14 protein-coding genes are annotated in these 16,502 nt (G+C 66.9%); 6 read left to right on the forward strand and 8 right to left on the reverse strand.

Annotation, left to right across the window (positions count from 1 at the left end):
- Window positions 1-3: 3 nt before the first annotated feature.
- Complete coding sequence (locus JVX90_RS05240; RefSeq protein WP_205331365.1) at window positions 4-2,010, reverse strand: primary-amine oxidase; 2,007 nt, start codon at window positions 2,008-2,010, stop codon at window positions 4-6.
- Between the two features lie 50 nt (window positions 2,011-2,060).
- The gene (locus tag JVX90_RS05245) at window positions 2,061-3,488 is read right to left on the reverse strand and encodes an aminobutyraldehyde dehydrogenase (RefSeq protein ID WP_205331366.1); all 1,428 of its coding nucleotides are present in this window, start codon (window positions 3,486-3,488) and stop codon (window positions 2,061-2,063) included.
- Between the two features lie 137 nt (window positions 3,489-3,625).
- Here JVX90_RS05245 and JVX90_RS05250 point away from each other — a divergent pair, with 137 nt between their 5' ends.
- Window positions 3,626-5,158, forward strand: coding sequence for a PucR family transcriptional regulator (locus JVX90_RS05250; protein WP_205331367.1), 1,533 nt, complete (start codon window positions 3,626-3,628; stop codon window positions 5,156-5,158).
- Window positions 5,159-5,174: 16 nt separating this feature from the next.
- Here the strand turns inward: JVX90_RS05250 and JVX90_RS05255 are convergent, their stop codons facing one another.
- Genes JVX90_RS05255 through JVX90_RS05265 form a run of 3 tightly spaced genes read right to left on the reverse strand, consistent with a single transcriptional unit; the run spans window position 5,175 to window position 8,636 of the window.
- On the reverse strand, window positions 5,175-6,671 hold the full coding sequence (locus JVX90_RS05255; protein ID WP_205331368.1) for an AMP-binding protein: 1,497 nt from the start codon (window positions 6,669-6,671) through the stop codon (window positions 5,175-5,177).
- Window positions 6,668-7,795, reverse strand: coding sequence for a DUF5938 domain-containing protein (locus JVX90_RS05260; RefSeq protein WP_205331369.1), 1,128 nt, complete (start codon window positions 7,793-7,795; stop codon window positions 6,668-6,670). The genes JVX90_RS05255 and JVX90_RS05260 overlap by 4 nt, the downstream gene beginning before the upstream one ends.
- A gap of 46 nt (window positions 7,796-7,841) precedes the next feature.
- On the reverse strand, window positions 7,842-8,636 hold the full coding sequence (locus JVX90_RS05265) for an SDR family oxidoreductase (RefSeq protein WP_205331370.1): 795 nt from the start codon (window positions 8,634-8,636) through the stop codon (window positions 7,842-7,844).
- A 189-nt stretch (window positions 8,637-8,825) separates the two neighbouring features.
- Between JVX90_RS05265 and JVX90_RS05270 the strand changes: the two genes are divergently transcribed.
- Window positions 8,826-9,482, forward strand: coding sequence for a TetR/AcrR family transcriptional regulator (locus tag JVX90_RS05270; protein ID WP_240194067.1), 657 nt, complete (start codon window positions 8,826-8,828; stop codon window positions 9,480-9,482).
- 21 nt (window positions 9,483-9,503) lie between these two features.
- Window positions 9,504-10,187, forward strand: coding sequence for an endonuclease NucS (gene nucS, locus JVX90_RS05275; protein WP_205331371.1), 684 nt, complete (start codon window positions 9,504-9,506; stop codon window positions 10,185-10,187).
- A gap of 9 nt (window positions 10,188-10,196) precedes the next feature.
- Here the strand turns inward: nucS and JVX90_RS05280 are convergent, their stop codons facing one another.
- A complete protein-coding gene (locus tag JVX90_RS05280) occupies window positions 10,197-11,159 on the reverse strand; it encodes a hypothetical protein (RefSeq protein WP_205331372.1) in 963 nt (320 codons plus the stop codon).
- Between the two features lie 82 nt (window positions 11,160-11,241).
- Window positions 11,242-11,733 (reverse strand): methylmalonyl-CoA epimerase, encoded by a 492-nt coding sequence (gene mce / locus JVX90_RS05285; RefSeq protein ID WP_205331373.1) that lies wholly within the window; start codon window positions 11,731-11,733, stop codon window positions 11,242-11,244.
- A gap of 79 nt (window positions 11,734-11,812) precedes the next feature.
- Here mce and JVX90_RS05290 point away from each other — a divergent pair, with 79 nt between their 5' ends.
- The 3 genes from JVX90_RS05290 to JVX90_RS05300 are packed head-to-tail and all read left to right on the forward strand — an operon-like array spanning window position 11,813 to window position 14,323.
- Window positions 11,813-13,015: an acetyl-CoA C-acetyltransferase gene (locus JVX90_RS05290; protein ID WP_205331374.1), complete on the forward strand. Its 1,203-nt coding sequence runs from the start codon at window positions 11,813-11,815 to the stop codon at window positions 13,013-13,015.
- A 7-nt stretch (window positions 13,016-13,022) separates the two neighbouring features.
- Window positions 13,023-13,442: a DUF3817 domain-containing protein gene (locus tag JVX90_RS05295; RefSeq protein WP_205331375.1), complete on the forward strand. Its 420-nt coding sequence runs from the start codon at window positions 13,023-13,025 to the stop codon at window positions 13,440-13,442.
- Window positions 13,439-14,323, forward strand: coding sequence for a tetratricopeptide repeat protein (locus JVX90_RS05300; RefSeq protein WP_205331376.1), 885 nt, complete (start codon window positions 13,439-13,441; stop codon window positions 14,321-14,323). Before JVX90_RS05295 ends, JVX90_RS05300 begins: the two co-directional genes overlap by 4 nt.
- An 88-nt stretch (window positions 14,324-14,411) precedes the next feature.
- Here the strand turns inward: JVX90_RS05300 and glgB are convergent, their stop codons facing one another.
- Complete coding sequence (glgB, locus tag JVX90_RS05305) at window positions 14,412-16,499, reverse strand: 1,4-alpha-glucan branching protein GlgB (protein ID WP_205331377.1); 2,088 nt, start codon at window positions 16,497-16,499, stop codon at window positions 14,412-14,414.
- Window positions 16,500-16,502: the final 3 nt, after the last annotated feature.

The following is a 16,502-nucleotide window of genomic DNA, read 5'->3' on the forward strand; positions in this document are numbered from 1 at the left end:
GCCTCACTCATGCCCGCACTGGCAGCCGTCGCCGCACCCGCAGCCGCCCGAACTGCAGCACGACGACTTCGACGGTGACGGTTCGACGTCCAGCGAGGGGTTCCGATCGAAGAATCCGAACGGCTTGAGCCAAAAGCTGACCGTGTCGGCGGGCATGATCGGCCAGTCCTCCGGCCGGGTGATGTGATGGATGCCGAACGTGTACCACATGACGACGTCGGTGTTCTCGATCGGACGGTCGGCCTTGGTCCACTCGGGCAGCCCCATCCCGCCGCCACCCTGGTTGACGAACTCGCCTGCAGGCCAGCGCTCGTCCGCGTTGTTCGGTGTCACCCACAGGGTGTTGCGGATCGCTTCGCAGCGAGCCGCGATCGGGGAGTCGTCCGGGAACATCGCCGGGAACGCGCCGCTCGGCGACAGCTTGTACGCGGGATTGCGACCGATGCCGGTGGTCTTGTTGTCGTTGGAGATCTTCCACGAACGCTGCGTAGCGTAGTTCGGATTCTGCTTTCCCTCGGACTCGGTGCGCAGCGGGGTGTTCACCTGACGGAGAGACAGTCCGTACGGGTTGTCCGGGCCGACGGGCTCCATGACGGTGTCGCTGGCGTAGACGGTGTTGTCTGTGCCGTCGATGTCCATGTCGAGGCGCGCGGTGAGGAAGTGCTGGTGGTACGGCGCGAACGTCTGATTGTCGACGAGCGTTCCGTGATCACTGACTTCGCCGGGGTTCAGGTGGCTGACGACCATGATGCCGGTGGCGCGGACCTCGCACTCGATGTTGCCGTCCTGGTAGAAGCGCCAATACGTCAGGTACTCGTAGTTCGCGACCGTGACGTGGAATGACACGGTCAGGCGACGCATGCGTCGCACCTGGGTGTCGCCGTTGTGGTCGGCATGCTTCCACAGGACGGCGTTGTCCTCTTCGTGGATGCAGATCGCGTTCTTGATGTCGTACGGCTCGCCCTTGCTGTTGTGCAGCGTCGCGTCCAGGTAGCGAATCTCGCCGAGGCAGTCACAACCGAGCTCGAGCGACGTGGTCATGAAGCCGAGGCCCCATTCGCCGATGTCGAATGCGGTGCGACGGTAGTGGTCGTCGCAATGGTCGCGGTAGGGGACCATCATCTCGGCGAACGACATGCGGTGAGCGATCTTCCGCTCCGAGCCGTTGTCGTTGTAGGAGATGTTGTGGAGGGTCATGCCCTCGCGGTAGTTGAAGCCGACCCGCAGCGACCAGTTCTGCCAGGTCAGCTTGTTGCCTTCGAGAGTGAACGACGGCCCTTCGGACTGGGTGATGTCGAGCGGCTTCAGGGGTTCGCGGGTGCTGGCATTGCGAATGCGTTCCGGGACGTGCGACGGAACGTACTCGCCCATGATCTCCGGGCGTTCGACGCTGAACGTGTCCTCGATGCGGAGCAGTTCCATCGTGTTGAGGTCGATCACGCAGTGGAAGCCGTTGACCGGGCCCGCATACGGATTGGCGCCTTCGCTGGCGCGCACCCAGGTGTCCGACCATCCGATGCGGCGTCCGGCGAACTCCTCGGGGATGAGGACGCCGCCGTAGGTCCACGTGTCCATGAACACCAGGTCGAGATCGGTGATGCCGCGGGCGGCGAGGGCTGCGATCACCTCGGGGTGTGCACGGAGAGCCTCGTCGGCCTCCTCCCACTCGTCTACCGTGACGTTCGGCTGGACACCGGGGATGTGCTCCCACGACAGGACCTCCCCGTCGGTGAGCGAGATGAGCGTCGCATACGTGCTGTTGGTGGCGCGTTCGAGTACAACGGCGCGTGCTCGACGGTCACACGCGGCGCCGTCGGCGTCGAAGGCTGCGATCTCGGCTTTGGACGGCTCGATCATCTCGATCGAGGTGTAGCGCCATCCGTCGCCGACCGAATGGGTCTCGGCGAGTATGCGGGTGACGGCGGTGAACTCGTCTGCCGACAACGGATCGAGAGGATGGGGGTCGAGTGGGTGGAAGTTCGAGGTTGCGTTCAGCTGAATGTCAGTCATCGCGAAAAGGTCCTTCGGTTGGTCCGAGAGTGCGGGAGTCGGGGCTGACCTCAGTCGTGCGCGCTCATCACGTGCTTCACGCGGGTGTAGTCCTCGAGTCCGTAGATCGAGAGATCCTTGCCGTAGCCGGAGTGCTTGAAACCGCCGTGCGGCATCTCGGCGACCAGCGGGATGTGACAGTTCACCCACACACATCCGGAGTCGATGCGTGCCGTCGCACGTGTCGCGGTGCCGTGGCCGGTGGTCCAGACACTGGCGGCGAGGGCGTAGTCGACGTCGTTGGCGAGGTCGATCGCCTCGTCTTCGGTGCTGAAGGTCTGGACGGTGATGATCGGACCGAACGTCTCCTCCTGCACGATCGGGTCGTCTTGGCGTACCCCGGTGATGACGGTCGGCTCCACGTAGAAGCCCTTGTCGCCGATGCGCTTGCCGCCGGTCGCGATGGTGGTGTGCGCGCCGAGGGCCTCGATCTTGCCGAGCACCGCGGTGAAGTGGTTGACGTTGTTGAGGGCGCCGTAGAACGCGTCCTCGTCGTCGGGCGCTCCGGGGCGGAGCTGTTCGGCCTGGCCGACGATGGCATCGACGAACGCGTCGTACACCGACTCGTGCACGATCGCGCGTGTCGCGGCGGTGCAGTCCTGGCCTGCGTTGAAGAACGCGGCCTGAGCGATGCCCTCCGCGGCTTTGGCGACGTCCGCGTCTCCGAACACGACGGCAGGCGCCTTGCCGCCGAGCTCAAGGTGGGCGCGCCGGACGTCTTTGGCTGCTGCGGTCGCGACCGCGATGCCGGCTCGCACCGAACCGGTGATCGCGACGAGGCCGAGTGCCGGGTTCGAGACGAGTTCGGCTCCGGTACCGCCGTTGCCGAGGACCACGTTGAACACGCCGTCGGGAAGAATGTCCTTGGTGAGCCGAGCGAGGACCAGAGTGCTCTCGGGTGTGGTGTCGCTCGGTTTGAGGACGATGGTGTTGCCTGCGGCGAGCGCGGGCGCGATCTTCCAGACGGCCATCATGAACGGGTAGTTCCACGGGGTGACCTGGCCGACGACGCCGATGGGTTCGCGGCGCACGTACGAAGTGAAGCCCTCCATGTACTCACCCGCGGCACGGCCTTCCAGCAGACGAGCCGCACCGGCGAAGAAGCGGATCTGATCGGCGCCGACCAATACTTCTTCGGACTTCACGAGAGCTGCGATCTGTCCCGTGTTGCGGACCTGCGCCGCGACGATCTCGTCGGCGTGCTCCTCGACCGCGTCGGCGAGTTTGAGGAGAGCGGCCTGCCGAACACTCGGTGTGGTGCGTCCCCAGGTGACGGCGGCGCGCTCGGCGACTCGAACGGCGGCGGCTACCTCGTCTGCGGTCGACACCGGCGACTGCGCCACAACGGTCTCGTCGGCCGGGTTGACGACGTTCAGAGTCTCGGTTGATGTCGAGTCGACGAACGAGCCGTCAACGTAGTTCTGGAGCCGGATCGTCATGTCTGGCAGCCTCTCTGTCCGCTTTTGGTGGTCAGAATCACAGTGCACCCTCGAACTGCGGACGGCTACCTGACGAAACGGCTAGTCTGGGCGATGTTGACTGGACAACTTGGAGTGTCGAATGGGTGTGATCGCTGATGCCGGTGACTGTCCGGTGGCTCCTGCGGCACCCTGAGCTGCACCTGGCCGCCGCGGGCGGCTCTGACGATCTGTCCCGCGAGATCGACTTCGTCGTCACAACTGAGCTCGCCGATCCGGCGCAATGGCTGTCCGGCGGAGAACTCGTGCTCACCACCGGGATCGGTCTGCTCGACCGCACCGGAGCGGTCGCTGACCGGGCCGGATGCGACCGCTACGTTCAACGTCTGGTGGAGCGGGGCATAGTCGCGCTCGGCTTCGGGGTGGGGCTCACCTTCGACGACATTCCCCAGGACTTGGTCGATGCCGCGGCGGCCGCGCGGCTTCCGCTCATCGTGGTCCCGCGACCGACTCCGTTCGTGGCGATAGCGCGGGCCGTCGCCGACCGTTCTGCCGAACTGCAATACCGGGCGCAAGAACTCGCGGCCCGGGCGCAGCCGAGGATGACGCGCGCCGCGGTGTCCGGTGGCGCTGTGGCGTTGCTCAAGGAACTCGCGACTGCCTGCGACGGCGCGGCTCTACTCCTCGACGATGACGGGCGCGTGACGCAAAGCGCCCCCGCAGGCGTTTCGCCCGCCGTGATGCGCGCAGTCGGCGAACAGGTCCGCGGCCATCGGACGTCGTCCGCCGTCACCATCGGCGCCGAGACGGCCATCGTCACCCAGCCGATCCGGGTCGCCGGCCGCACCTACGGGCATCTCGCCGTCGCGTCGCGTCATGAACCGCGACCCACAGACCACGTCTTGATAGGTCACGCCAACTCACTCCTCGCGCTCGACTTCGACAAGCCGCACCGTCTCGATGCACTCGCCGTTCGAGTCAACATCGCGGTTTTCACACTCCTCCTCGGTGACGAACCGGACGGCGCTCACATCCAGACTCTGGCCGTAGACGCCGCGGACGGTCACGGGCGAGTGCGTGTACTGGTGTGCCGGGATCTGGGCGCGAACGCAGGACGAGTCGCCGGGCTGCTGGGCGCTCGCCTCACCGAGCTTCGACGTCCGGCGTTCGCCGTCGCCCGGCCCGACGGTGAAGTCGCCGTCCTGCTCCGCGGCACAGACGGCGAGGAGGCGATCGCCGGGCTGCTGGGCGCGTTGCCGCGATCTGCGCGGCGGCACGTGCGGGCGGGCGTCAGCTCGAGCGTTCCGCTCACCGCAGTCGCCGACGGGTACCGCGACGCGATCACCATCGCAGGCACCGCACTCCGGGGTGGGCCGGTCGCGGACCGGACCTCGGCGGCCGGTGTGTCTCTGGTGGCGACGACGGACGGACGAGCCGCGCTCGACGTCCTGTCACGCCTGCTGATCGATCCGCTCGTCGCCTATGACGACGCACACGGCACAGCGTTGACGGAGTCGCTGCGGTCCTACCTCGAAAATCACGGGCAGTGGGAGACCGCGGCGACCGACCTCGGTGTGCATCGCCACACGCTGCGCGCGCGGATCGCGAAGGTCGAGACCGAACTCGGCGTCGACCTGGGATCCGCGCGCGTCCGTGCCGAACTGCTGCTCGCGTTGCTGATCCGGACGTGACGCCCCGCGAACACGATCAACCCTGGATCGGGCGCTCGCGGTCCATCCGACGCAATGTCGGCTTGTCGATCTTGCCCACCGGGTTCTTCGGGAGGTCGTCCAACTCGATGATCTCGACGGGATTCTTGATCAGCGCGATGCGGCTTCGGAGCTCGTCCGCGATGGTTTGGACAGTTGACGTCGCCTCGGCCCGGAACGACACGTAGGCCACGGGCACCTCGCCCAGGATCTCGTGCGGCCGTCCGATAACCGCGACCTCGAACACCCCGGGATCGTGATAGATCTGCGCCTCGATCTCCTTCGGATAGATGTTCTCGCCGCCGCGGATGATCATGTCCTTCACCCGGTCCACGAGTTGCAGGTAGCCGTCCTCGTCGATCCGGCCGACGTCTCCGGTCCGCAACCATCCGTCGACGATCGTCTCCGCCGTGGCCTCCGGTCGATTCAGGTAACCGGCCATCACCACGTCTCCCGCGATCACGACCTCACCCGACTCACCCGGTGGCACGTCGCGGAGCTCAGCGTCCACGATCCGGATCCGTTGGCCGGGGAGCGGTGGACCGACAGTTCCGGGCTTGCGGACGCCGTCGAGCGGGTTGATCGCCGACGCCGTCGTCGTCTCCGACAACCCGTATCCCTCGACGATCGGAATCCCGAAGCGCCGCTCGAATCGTCCGATCAGGTCGGCGGGCATCGGCGCGGCGCCGCAGATCCCGAAACGCACCGAGTCCGTCGCCGGTCGCACGTCGTCGGGGAGTGCCGTCAGCATCGCGTAGATGGCCGGTACGGCCGAGAAGTATGTCGGACGATGACGTTCCACAGCGGGGAAGAACTCGTCGGGCCGGAATCTGCCCACGATCGTCGCTCGTCCGCCGGCACGCAGGGGAGTGAGGGTACCGAGCACAACGCCGTTCGCGTGGAACAGCGGCAGAACCAGCAGGCTGTGATCGTCGGCGGTGAATCGGAAATGCTCGATGAACGACGCGGTCATCGCATCGATGTTGTGGTGCGTGATCATCACGCCCTTGGGCTTTCCCGTGGTGCCTGCCGTGTAGATGAGCAGTGCGACGTCGGCCCCGTCTACGTCCTCCTCCAGTGTGGCGGGTCCGGATGCGCGCTCCAGCAGCGCCGTGCATTCGACGGCTGTCATCGAGGAGGGCGCCTGTGCGCCAGGTTCGACGACGAGGACCCGTACGCCCGCGTCGGCGGTCTGGAACTCGACCTCGGGGACGGCGAGCGCGGGGTTCACCGGTGTCACCGCAGCGCCCAGTCGCCAGGCCGCGAACAATGCGACGACAAGCTCGACCCGATTGGTCAGGAGGAGTCCGACTACGTCACCCCGTCGGACTCCGGCTGCGGCGAGGTGAGTGGCGGCAGTGGCCACTGCGTCCGAGAAACCCTCGTTCGTCAGCACGATCCGGTCGTCGGCGAGAGCGGGCGCCGCGGGCGCCTGCGCCGCCCGCGTCTGGGGAAGACGCGGGACGGCGAGACCTCCGGTGGCGGCCTTGGTCACTGCTGCACCGTGACGACCGGCGGCGAGATGAAACCGAAGGAGCGCAGCACTCCCTCGAGTTCACGGTGGCCGAAGGCTTGGCATCCCGACGCCAGTCCCACTCGGCGCGGCGGCTGCTGCAGCAGACTGTATGCGGCGTACGCCTGGAGGAGGCCCGTCTGCTGGTAGTTGCTGTTGCCGTGGATCACCACGTGCGCGCGGCCGAGTGGACCGGACGCGTGAACGGAGTCGAGGGACTTGTTGAGCCGTGGGTTCTCGCGCGGCGGCATCGAGTTCATCACCTGGGCGGCGACGGCGTCGAGGGCGGCGTCACGTTCGTCCGGTGTCATGTCCTTGGTGGCTTCGAGCGCATCCGCGACGATCACGGGCACGCCGTGCATGAGTGCGGCGTTGAACACTCCGCCCTGAGCCTTGCACGTCGAGACGCGGGGATCGCGCTTGAACCAGACGGGATGCGAGGTTCCACCCCATGGAAGTGACTGGGCGAGTTCGTGCTGACCCGGAACCACCAGCGGGACCAGGCCCTGGGCGGGATCGAAGGGGACGTACTGGTTCTCTTCGAGGTGATACGCCGCGCCGCCTGCAGCATTGACCAGGATGGTGCGCGTGGAGGCGATTGTCGGGCTGCCTCCCCAGAACACGGCGATGTCGAGGGTGTCGAGGCCGGGCGTCTCGAGTGCGATCTGCGCCGCGATCTCGCCGGTCGTGTACATCTGCGCGATGCCCGGGGCCAGTAGCAGTCCGGCTGCCGCGTAGCGCTCCCCGAACGCCTCGTCGAGGTGGATGATCCAGTCCTGCTCGCCGGTGGTGTCGGTGTAGTGCGCGCCGACGGCCAACGCCGCTTCGACCACCGGGTCGCCGAGCTTCATGAAGGGACCGACGGTGTTGAGGACGACCGAGCTCCCGCGGAACAGGTCGGTGAGGGCGTCGACGGTGTGCTCGACTGCGACCACCTCGTAGTCGGCGGTCTCGATGCCCGGCACATGTGAGTTCATCGATTCGGTGAGGGTGTCGGCGTTGCGTCCCGCAGCGGTGAACGGGACGTTGTACTGCCGAAGGAACTCGCACACGAGTCTGCCCGTGTAACCGGACGCTCCGTAGACGACTACTGGCTTGCTGGTCATGACTTCTCCTGAGTGAATGGGGTCGAACGAGTGGTCGGTGGTCGGGTCACATGCCCATACCGCCGTCGACGGGGAGCCCGATCCCGTTGACGAAGCGAGAAGCATCGGACGCGAGGAAGACGACGGCGTCGGCCATGTCGCGGACTTCGCCGAGTCGGCCGCTCGGGGTGAGGCCGACGACTGCCTCGACGGCCTCGTCGGCAGAGCCGAACAGGCCGAGCTCGGCCATGTCGTTGGCCAGTCCTGCGCCCATCGCGGTGGGGACCAGCCCCGGGTAGATGCAGTTGACGCGGACGCCGTAGCCGAGCTTTCCCGATTCCATCGCGGCCACCCTGGTCAGCCGGTCGATGGCCGACTTGGTCGCGGAGTAGATGGAGATGCCGGGGAAGGCGATGGTGGCGGCGACCGATGCGACGTTGATGATCGTGCCGCCCTGTCCTGCCTGACCGCCGGGCCGCATCGCCCGCAGTCCGTGCTTCACGCCGAGTGCGGTCCCGAGGACGTTGACGTCGAGTTGGCGGCGGATCTCGTCCGGGGTGATCTCGGTGATCAGATTGCTGATCTCGATTCCGGCGTTGTTGACGAGAACGTCAAGACCGCCGAGAGTCTCCGTCGCGGACGTCACCGCGGAGATCCAGCTGTCCTCGTCGGTCACGTCGAGGTGGACCGATCCGTGGCTTTCGCCGAGTGCGGTTGCGACGCCTGCGGCGGCGTCGTCCTGCAGGTCGGCGATGACGACGTGAGCACCGGCTGCGGCGAGCGCCTGGGCCATTCCTTCGCCGAGTCCTTGGGCGCCGCCGGTGACGAGTACGCGGCGGCCGGTGAGGTCGAGTGCGGTCATTGAGGTCTCCTTGGTCGATGTCGAGCCGAGATCAATTCGTGGTGTGAGTCACACTAGCGAAATCTGGACGTTCGTCAAGGAAAAGTTGTGACAATCGTCAAGTCTCTTGCACCGGGTGCATCGAATGAGCTTGCTCGTGCAGGTATCCTTGGTGAACTGTTCGATCCGAGCGCCCGGAGAGGAGTGCTGATGACCGCAGAGACGATCGATCGTTCCGAGTCGTCCGCGCCGGCGGAGCGCGGTGTGGCACGGAGGTCGTCCAAGGTTGCGGCCAAGCGAGACGAGTTGGCGAGAGCGGCTTTCCGGACGCTCTCCGAACTCGGGTACGCGGGCACGAGCCTGCGGGAGATCGCTGCCAACTCCGAATACAGCCATGGCGTGCTGCATTACTACTTCGCGGACAAGCTTGAACTGATCGCGCACTGTGTCGCCCTCTACAAACGCGAGTGCGTCGCCGCCTACGACGACATCCTCGACGACGTCGCGGACGCCGAGATGCTCCGTCGTCGGTTCTCGGATCGACTGGTCGCAACGATGACCGAGGATCTGCCAACCCATAAACTCTGGTACGACCTGCGAATTCAAGCGATGTTCGAACCGTCGTTGCGGGACGGAGTGCGCGAGATCGACGCAGAACTCGAATCCATGATCTGGCGGGTCGTGGACAGGTGCGCAGCGCTCGAGGGCACGACTCCGATTCTCGACTCCGCGGGTGTCTACGCGGCGCTCGACGGGCCCTTCGAGCGGGCGGTCCGAAGGCTCGCGACGGGGGAGTCCGCGGCGGCCGCAGACCTGTCCGCACAGCTCGACACGCTGCTCGCCGCGGTAGTTCCGGCGCCGTCGTAAGAGGTCACTACACTGGCCGATGTGCGCCTAGTGATTGCCGAATGCAAGGTCGAATACGTCGGACGCCTCACCGCGTTCCTGCCGATGGCGAAGCGGTTGATCCTCTTCAAATCGGACGGTTCGGTCAGCATCCACGCCGACGATCGCGCCTACAAGCCGCTGAACTGGATGACTCCGCCGTGCTGGACCACCGAAGAGCCTGCACCGGAGGAGTCCGACGCTCAGGCGGTGTGGGTGGTCACGAACAAGGCGGGCGAGCAGCTTCGGATCACGGTCGCGTCGATCGATCACGACTCGTTGCACGAGCTGGGACTGGACCCGGGTCTGGTGAAGGACGGCGTCGAGGCACACCTCCAGGAACTCCTCGCCGAACATGTGACGACTCTCGGCGACGGCTACACCCTGATCCGACGCGAATACATGACGCCGATCGGTCCTGTTGATCTGCTCTGCCGCGACGCAGACGGACAGACGGTGGCGGTTGAGATCAAACGGCGCGGCGAGATCGACGGGGTGGAGCAGCTGACTCGTTACCTCGAGTTGCTCAACCGTGACACCACGATCGCACCGGTCGCCGGAGTCTTTGCGGCGCAGGTGATCAAACCGCAGGCGAAGACTCTCGCCAACGACCGCGGGATCCGTTGTGTGACACTCGATTACGACCGTCTCCGCGGCACGGAGAGCACAGAGTTCCGTCTGTTCTGACGAACTCCGTCAGGCGGTCTCGGAGTCGACGTCTGCGTCGTCCTTCGCGGACGGGCCGTATCGCTTGGCGTCGTAGTCGTCGTCGTTGTACTCGTCGTCGATCGCATCCAGGACGTCGGTCGCCTCAGCCGCGCGTGTATCGGTGCGCGACGGATCTGCTGACACGAAGCGGTCACGGCCGTTGAGCGTTCGATTGAGCAACGTCAGATCATCCGAAGCGTCGGCGTTGACGAGGTCGAGCTCGTCTCCGGAGAGAGCGAGCGCGTCCGGCAGGTCGCCGAGATGCTGACGGAGAGCGTCCAGGTGATCGAGGATCTGTCGGTGCGCGTCGTGCGCGGCGCCGGCGATCTCACGTGAACGACCCAGGCGGTTCATCGCGATGTTGTGAGCAGCCCCGCGGAGTCGCGCGGCCTCGTCCTCTGCGTCAGCGATGATCTGGGCGGCGCGATCCCGCGCCTGCGCCTCCGCCTTCTCTGCGGCGATCCGGACGGCCTCGGCCTCGGCGTCGATGGCCGCGGCGCGCTCCTCGGCGTCGGTGATCAACGCGTCGGCGTGGTCCTGCGCCAGCTCGCGGGTGCGGGCCGCGTCGGTCGCCGCGCCGTCGCGCTCGGACTTCGCCTCCTGCCGGGCGACGCTGACGGTCTCCGCGGCCTCTTCGCGCGCGTTGGCGCGCAGTTCAGCGGCCTCGTCGGTGGCGAGCTGGAGCATCCGTGACACACGCTCACTCATGCCGGCGACGGTGGTCGGCGGCACCGACAGCGTGTCGACATCGCGTTGCAGACTGTGCACCTGGGCGCGGGCCTGTTCGAGGCGCTCGTGCAGTTGATCGGCGCTGGCGTGCGCCGAATCGCGGTCGGCGGCCATCATCTGCAGTTCGGCGTCGAGTCGACGGATGTGGTCGGTGACCTGGTCGCGGTCATAGCCGCGCATGACGATGGGGAACGGGCTCTGGCGCTGACCGGGTGCTGACATGCCAACAGTGTAGGTCCGCCGAACGCCGAAACGCCGGACCCCACGCGCTGTGTCGGATCCGGCGTCTGCTACAGAGAGGTGCTCAGTGGGCGGTGGCGGCGGGTTCGACCAGCTCGAGCAGCACGCCGCCCGCGTCCTTCGGGTGCACGAAGTTGATGCGCGAATCGGCTGTTCCGCGCTTGGGCTGCGGGTAGAGGAGGCGAACGCCCGCGGCGGTCAGACGCTCGGAGACGGCGTCGAGGTCGGTGACGCGGACAGCCATCTGCTGAAGGCCGGGTCCGTTGCGGTCGATGAACTTCGCGATCGTCGACTGCTCGTTCAGGGGTGCGAGCAGTTGGATGAGCGCCCCGGTTCCGCCGCGCGGGCCGACCATCGCCTCGCGGACGCCCTGCTCCTCGTTGATCTCCTCGTGGAGATTCTCGAAGCCGAAGTTGTCGAGGTACCACTTCGCCGATGCGTCGAGATCCGCGACGGCGATGCCGACGTGATCGATGCCGACGACGAGGTCGGAGACGGATGCCAGGGTGCTGCCCGAGGTGGCGTTGTTCACAGGATCGGATGCGGAGTTGCTCATGTCCTAACGGTAGCGTGGAGGCCGACTACCGCTGCTGCGCGCTGGGCACAAACGCGCCCGCGCGACCTTCAACAAGGAGTTGGCTCCAATGTCCGACAACACCACCGTCATCGTCTCCGGCGCTCGCACGCCGCTCGGTCGCCTGCAGGGATCCCTCAAGGACTTCTCCGGCGTCGACCTCGGCGCAGTCGCAGTGAAGGCTGCACTCGAGCGCGGAAACGTCGACCCCGCAGTCGTCGACTACGTGATCATGGGCCAGGTTCTCACCGCGGGCGCCGGCCAGATGCCTGCACGTCAGACGTCGGTCAAGGCGGGCATCGGATGGGACGTCCCGGCTCTGTCGATCAACAAGATGTGCCTGTCGGGCATCGACTCGATCGCTCTCGCTGATCAGTTGATCCGCGCAGGCGAGTTCGACGTCGTCGTCGCAGGCGGCCAGGAGTCGATGACTCAGGCCCCGCACGTTCTGCCGGGCAGCCGCGGCGGCTTCAAGTACGGCAACACCGAACTCGTCGACCACATGGCGTTCGACGGCCTGCACGACGCCTTCACCGATCAGCCGATGGGTCTCTTGACCGAGCAGGGCAATGACACCGACGGCTACACCCGTGAGCAGCAGGACGAGTTCGCTGCACGCAGCCACCGCCTCGCCGCGCAGGCCATCGCGAACGGCGTCTTCGACAACGAGATCGTTCCCGTCGAGATTCCGCAGCGCAAGGGCGACCCGGTGCAGTTCAGCACCGACGAGGGGGTCCGCGCCGACACCACCGTCGAGTCACTCGGCCGCCTGCGCCCGGCCTTCCGCAAGGACGGCACCATCACCGCCGGTTCGGCATCGCAGATCTCCGACGGTGCGTGCGCAGTGGTCGTGATGAGCAAGAGCAAGGCGGAGGAGCTCGGTCTCACCTGGCTCGCCGAGATCGGCGCCCACGGTGTTGTCGCAGGCCCGGATTCGTCGCTGCAGCTGCAGCCGGCCAACGCAATCAAGAAGGCGTGCGAGAGGGAGGGCATCAGCCCGGCCGATTTGGATCTCATCGAGATCAACGAGGCGTTCGCCGCGGTCGGTCTCGCCTCCACCGACGCACTCGGTGTCGACCCGGAGATCGTCAACGTGAACGGCGGCGCGATCGCGCTCGGTCACCCGATCGGAACCTCCGGCGCCCGCATCACGCTTCACCTCGTGCTCGAACTGGCCCGCCGCGGTGGCGGTGTCGGCGCAGCGGCACTCTGTGGTGCAGGCGGCCAGGGCGACGCCCTGATCGTGCGCGTCCCGAAGGCGTGATCCGGTGATGAAAGACTTCTTCACACTCACCACTCCCGCTAGGGTGTTCCGGTTCGTCGCCGTCATCGAGGCGATCACCTGGGCCGCGCTACTCATCGGGATGGGCTTCAAGTACATCGGCGGGATCGACTCGGCGGTTCGGATCCCGGGAATGGCGCACGGCGGTGTGTTCGTCGTCTACTTGATCGTCACGGTGGTCGCGGCGTCGTCCCTGAAGTGGTGGACCGAGCGTCCGACTCTGAGCCTGCGGATCAAGGGCATCGGCGCGGATGTCAGAGTGCCGGTGATCCTGCTGGCCCTCATCGCTTCGATCCCGCCGTTCTTCACGGTGTGGTTCGAGGTGTGGGCGCGCCGAAACGGTCACCTCGGTGAGCTGTCCGCGTCTGCGGACACACCGGATGACGAGCGCGACAGGGTCTCGGCATGACCGGTCCGATGGGCGCACGTCGTGGCATCGGGGGAGCCGTCGACCTGTCGGCGCTCGCCGCACCCAAGCCTGATCCGACACCGCCGCCCGCCGACGGTGGACCGTCGATCATCGAGGTCACTGAGCCGACATTCGAAGCGGACGTGATCGTCCGGTCCGAACGGGAACTGGTGCTGCTCCTGCTGTGGGCGCGATGGAGTGAGCCGAGCGTCCACCTGGGGCAGACGATGGAACAACTCGCCGTCGCCGCCGGCGGTGCGTGGACGTTGGCACTCGTCGACGTCGACGCCGCACCGCGCATTCCGCAGGCGTTCGGTGCGCAGAATGTGCCGATGGTGATCGCGATGTCGAATCAGCAGCCGGTGTCGGCGTTCGACGGCGCGAAGGAGCCCGCGGAGATCGCGGCGTGGATCCAGGACGTCGCGGCACAGGCGGGTGTCCCGATCGCGGGTGCCGCCGCCGAGCCGGAACCCGAGGACGACCCGCGCATGGTCGCGGCGGAGGAACTCCTCAACGCAGGAGACACCGATGCCGCGCTCGCCGCCTACGAGGCGATCGCCGCGACCGACGGACCGACGTCGGAAGCCGCATCGGCGGTCCGCAACATCACGTTCATGCTGCGGGCTCAGCAGCACGATCCGTCGATCATCTCGACCGCGGCGCCAGACGATGTGGACGGCCAACTCGCGGCCGCCGACGTCCTTCTCCTCGGGCAACGGCCCGAACAGGCCTTCGACGCGCTGATCAACCTGGTACGTCTGACAGACGGCGACGACCGCACGCGCGCTCGCACCCGGCTTCTCGAGCTGTTCGAGCTGTTCGACTCCGCGGAGCCGTTTGTCGTCGCGGCTCGCCGCAAGCTGGCCACCGCCCTGTACTGACGCGGCCCCTCCCGCTGTCCAGGCGGTGAGGGGACCGCGAGTCGAAGCGCGGTGACGTGCACGCTTCGCTTGCCCAACGAGCAGGAGGTCAGGCGGGGACGAGCCAGATCGAGGAGCGGGCAGGGAGAGTGACCGAGGCGCTGAAGGGACGGCCGTGGCTCGGTCGGGGCTCGGCGTCGACGGCCCCGAAGTTGCCGAGCCCGCGGCCCTGATAGTCGAGCGCCGCGGTGTTGAGGACCTCCACCCAGCGTCCTCCTGACGGCAGACCGAGTCGGTAGTCGAGCAGGTCGGCGTCGGAGAAGTTGAACAAGCAGGCGATGAGACCGTCGCCTGCTGGGTCTCGTCGCAAGAAGCCGATGACCTTGTTGCCCGTGTCGTTGGCGGTCAACATGTCGAGCCCGGTGGCGTCGCAGTCGCCCGCATAGAGCGCGGGAGTCGCGTGCAGCAACCTGCCGAGGTCGCGGACGAGCGCGGCGACCCCTCGGTGCACCGGGCCGTCGTCTCCGTGCAGCAGGTCCCAGTCGAGCCCGCGATGGTCGGACCACTCGTCCACCTGCGCGAACTCCTGGCCCATGAACAGGAGCTTCTTACCCGGGTGCGCCCACTGGTACGCGAGCAGCGTGCGGACATTGTCGGCACGCGTCCTGCGATCATCCCCGGGCATACGGCTGATGAGCGTGCCTTTGCCGTGCACCATCTCGTCGTGGCTGAGCGGAAGGACGTAGCGTTCCCTGCTCGCTCCGGACAACGACGCCGCGAGTGAGAGGACACCGTCGCCGCTCGGCGCGGAGAAGTGGCCGAGGGTCGTGTGCATCCAGCCGAGGTCCCACTTGAAATCGAACCCGAGCCCCCCGTCTTCGGTGCGCGTGGTGACGCCGGGCCACGCCGTGGACTCCTCGGCGATCATCACCACGCCCGGGTGCCGATCGTGGACGAGGTCGGTGAGGTCGGACAGGAAGTCGACGGCCTCCTCGTTCCGATGACTGCCGTCGGCCGCGGGCCGCCAGTGACCTTCGCCGCGCGAATAGTCGCGGTAGAGCATCGCGGCGACGGCGTCCACCCGCAGACCGTCGACGTGGAACTCGCGACACCAGTAGTCCGCGCTCGCGAGCAGGAATGCGCGGACTTCGTCGCGCCCGAGGTTGAACGCGTACGTGCCCCAGTCGGGCTGGTCGCGGCGAAGGGGATCGGCGTGCTCGTACAGCGGGGTGCCGTCGAACTCGCCGAGGGCAAAGGTGTCCTTCGGAAAATGGGCGGGCACCCAGTCGAGGATCACGCCGATCCCGCGGGAGTGCAGATGGTCAACGAGGAACCGCAGGTCGTCCGGTTCGCCGAATCGAGCGGTCGGAGCGAAGAACGAGCCGACCTGGTAGCCCCAGGACGGACCGTAGGGATGCTCGGTTACCGGCAGGAGCTGGACGTGGGTGACGTTCAGATCCGTGAGGTGATCGGCGAGCAGCCGGGCCGCGAGCCGGTAGTCGAGACCGGGACGCCACGATCCGAGGTGCACCTCGTACACACTGAGCGGAATCCGGCCGTGATCGTCCACCACCCGGTCGAGGAGCCACGCCGCATCACTCCACTCGAACTCGCTAGCCGCGGCGACGATCGATGCGGTCTCCGGCGGACGCTGGGCGCGGTGAGCGAGTGGATCGGCCTTGTCTCGGGTGAGACCATCGGCTCCGACGATTCGGTACTTGTACCGGTGGCCGATGCGGGCGCCCGGCACGAAGACCTCCCAGACGCCGTCGCACAACACCATCGGGAAGCTGCTCGCACCCCACGAGTCGAAGTCGCCGAACACCGTCACACCGCGCGCGTTCGGCGCCCACACCGCAAAATGCACACCGTCCTCGACGGGGAACGATCCGAGCAGGTCGACGAGGTTCCCCGCCCCCAGCCGGATGTCGCGGCGGTCGTCGTCGGTCAGACGTGGTGGGACGCGGTACGGGTCGTGAACGGTCTGCACGTGGTCGCCGTAGCGCACCTGCATCAACGAGTCGTCTGTGCAGGTCCCCTCCAGCAGCGGGCCGCGAATCCGACTCATCTCCTCACCGTCGATCCACGCCTGGTCCGCGCCGGGCAAGAGTGCGCGCAGCACTCCGCCGTGCCGTCCGAGGAGGGTGTCGGGGCGCGGATGAGTTCCCGCGAGCAGTCGGTCGATCGGGTCACGCATCGG

Source organism: Gordonia sp. PDNC005, from assembly GCF_016919385.1.
In the GTDB taxonomy this organism is placed as follows: Bacteria; Actinomycetota; Actinomycetes; order Mycobacteriales; family Mycobacteriaceae; genus Gordonia.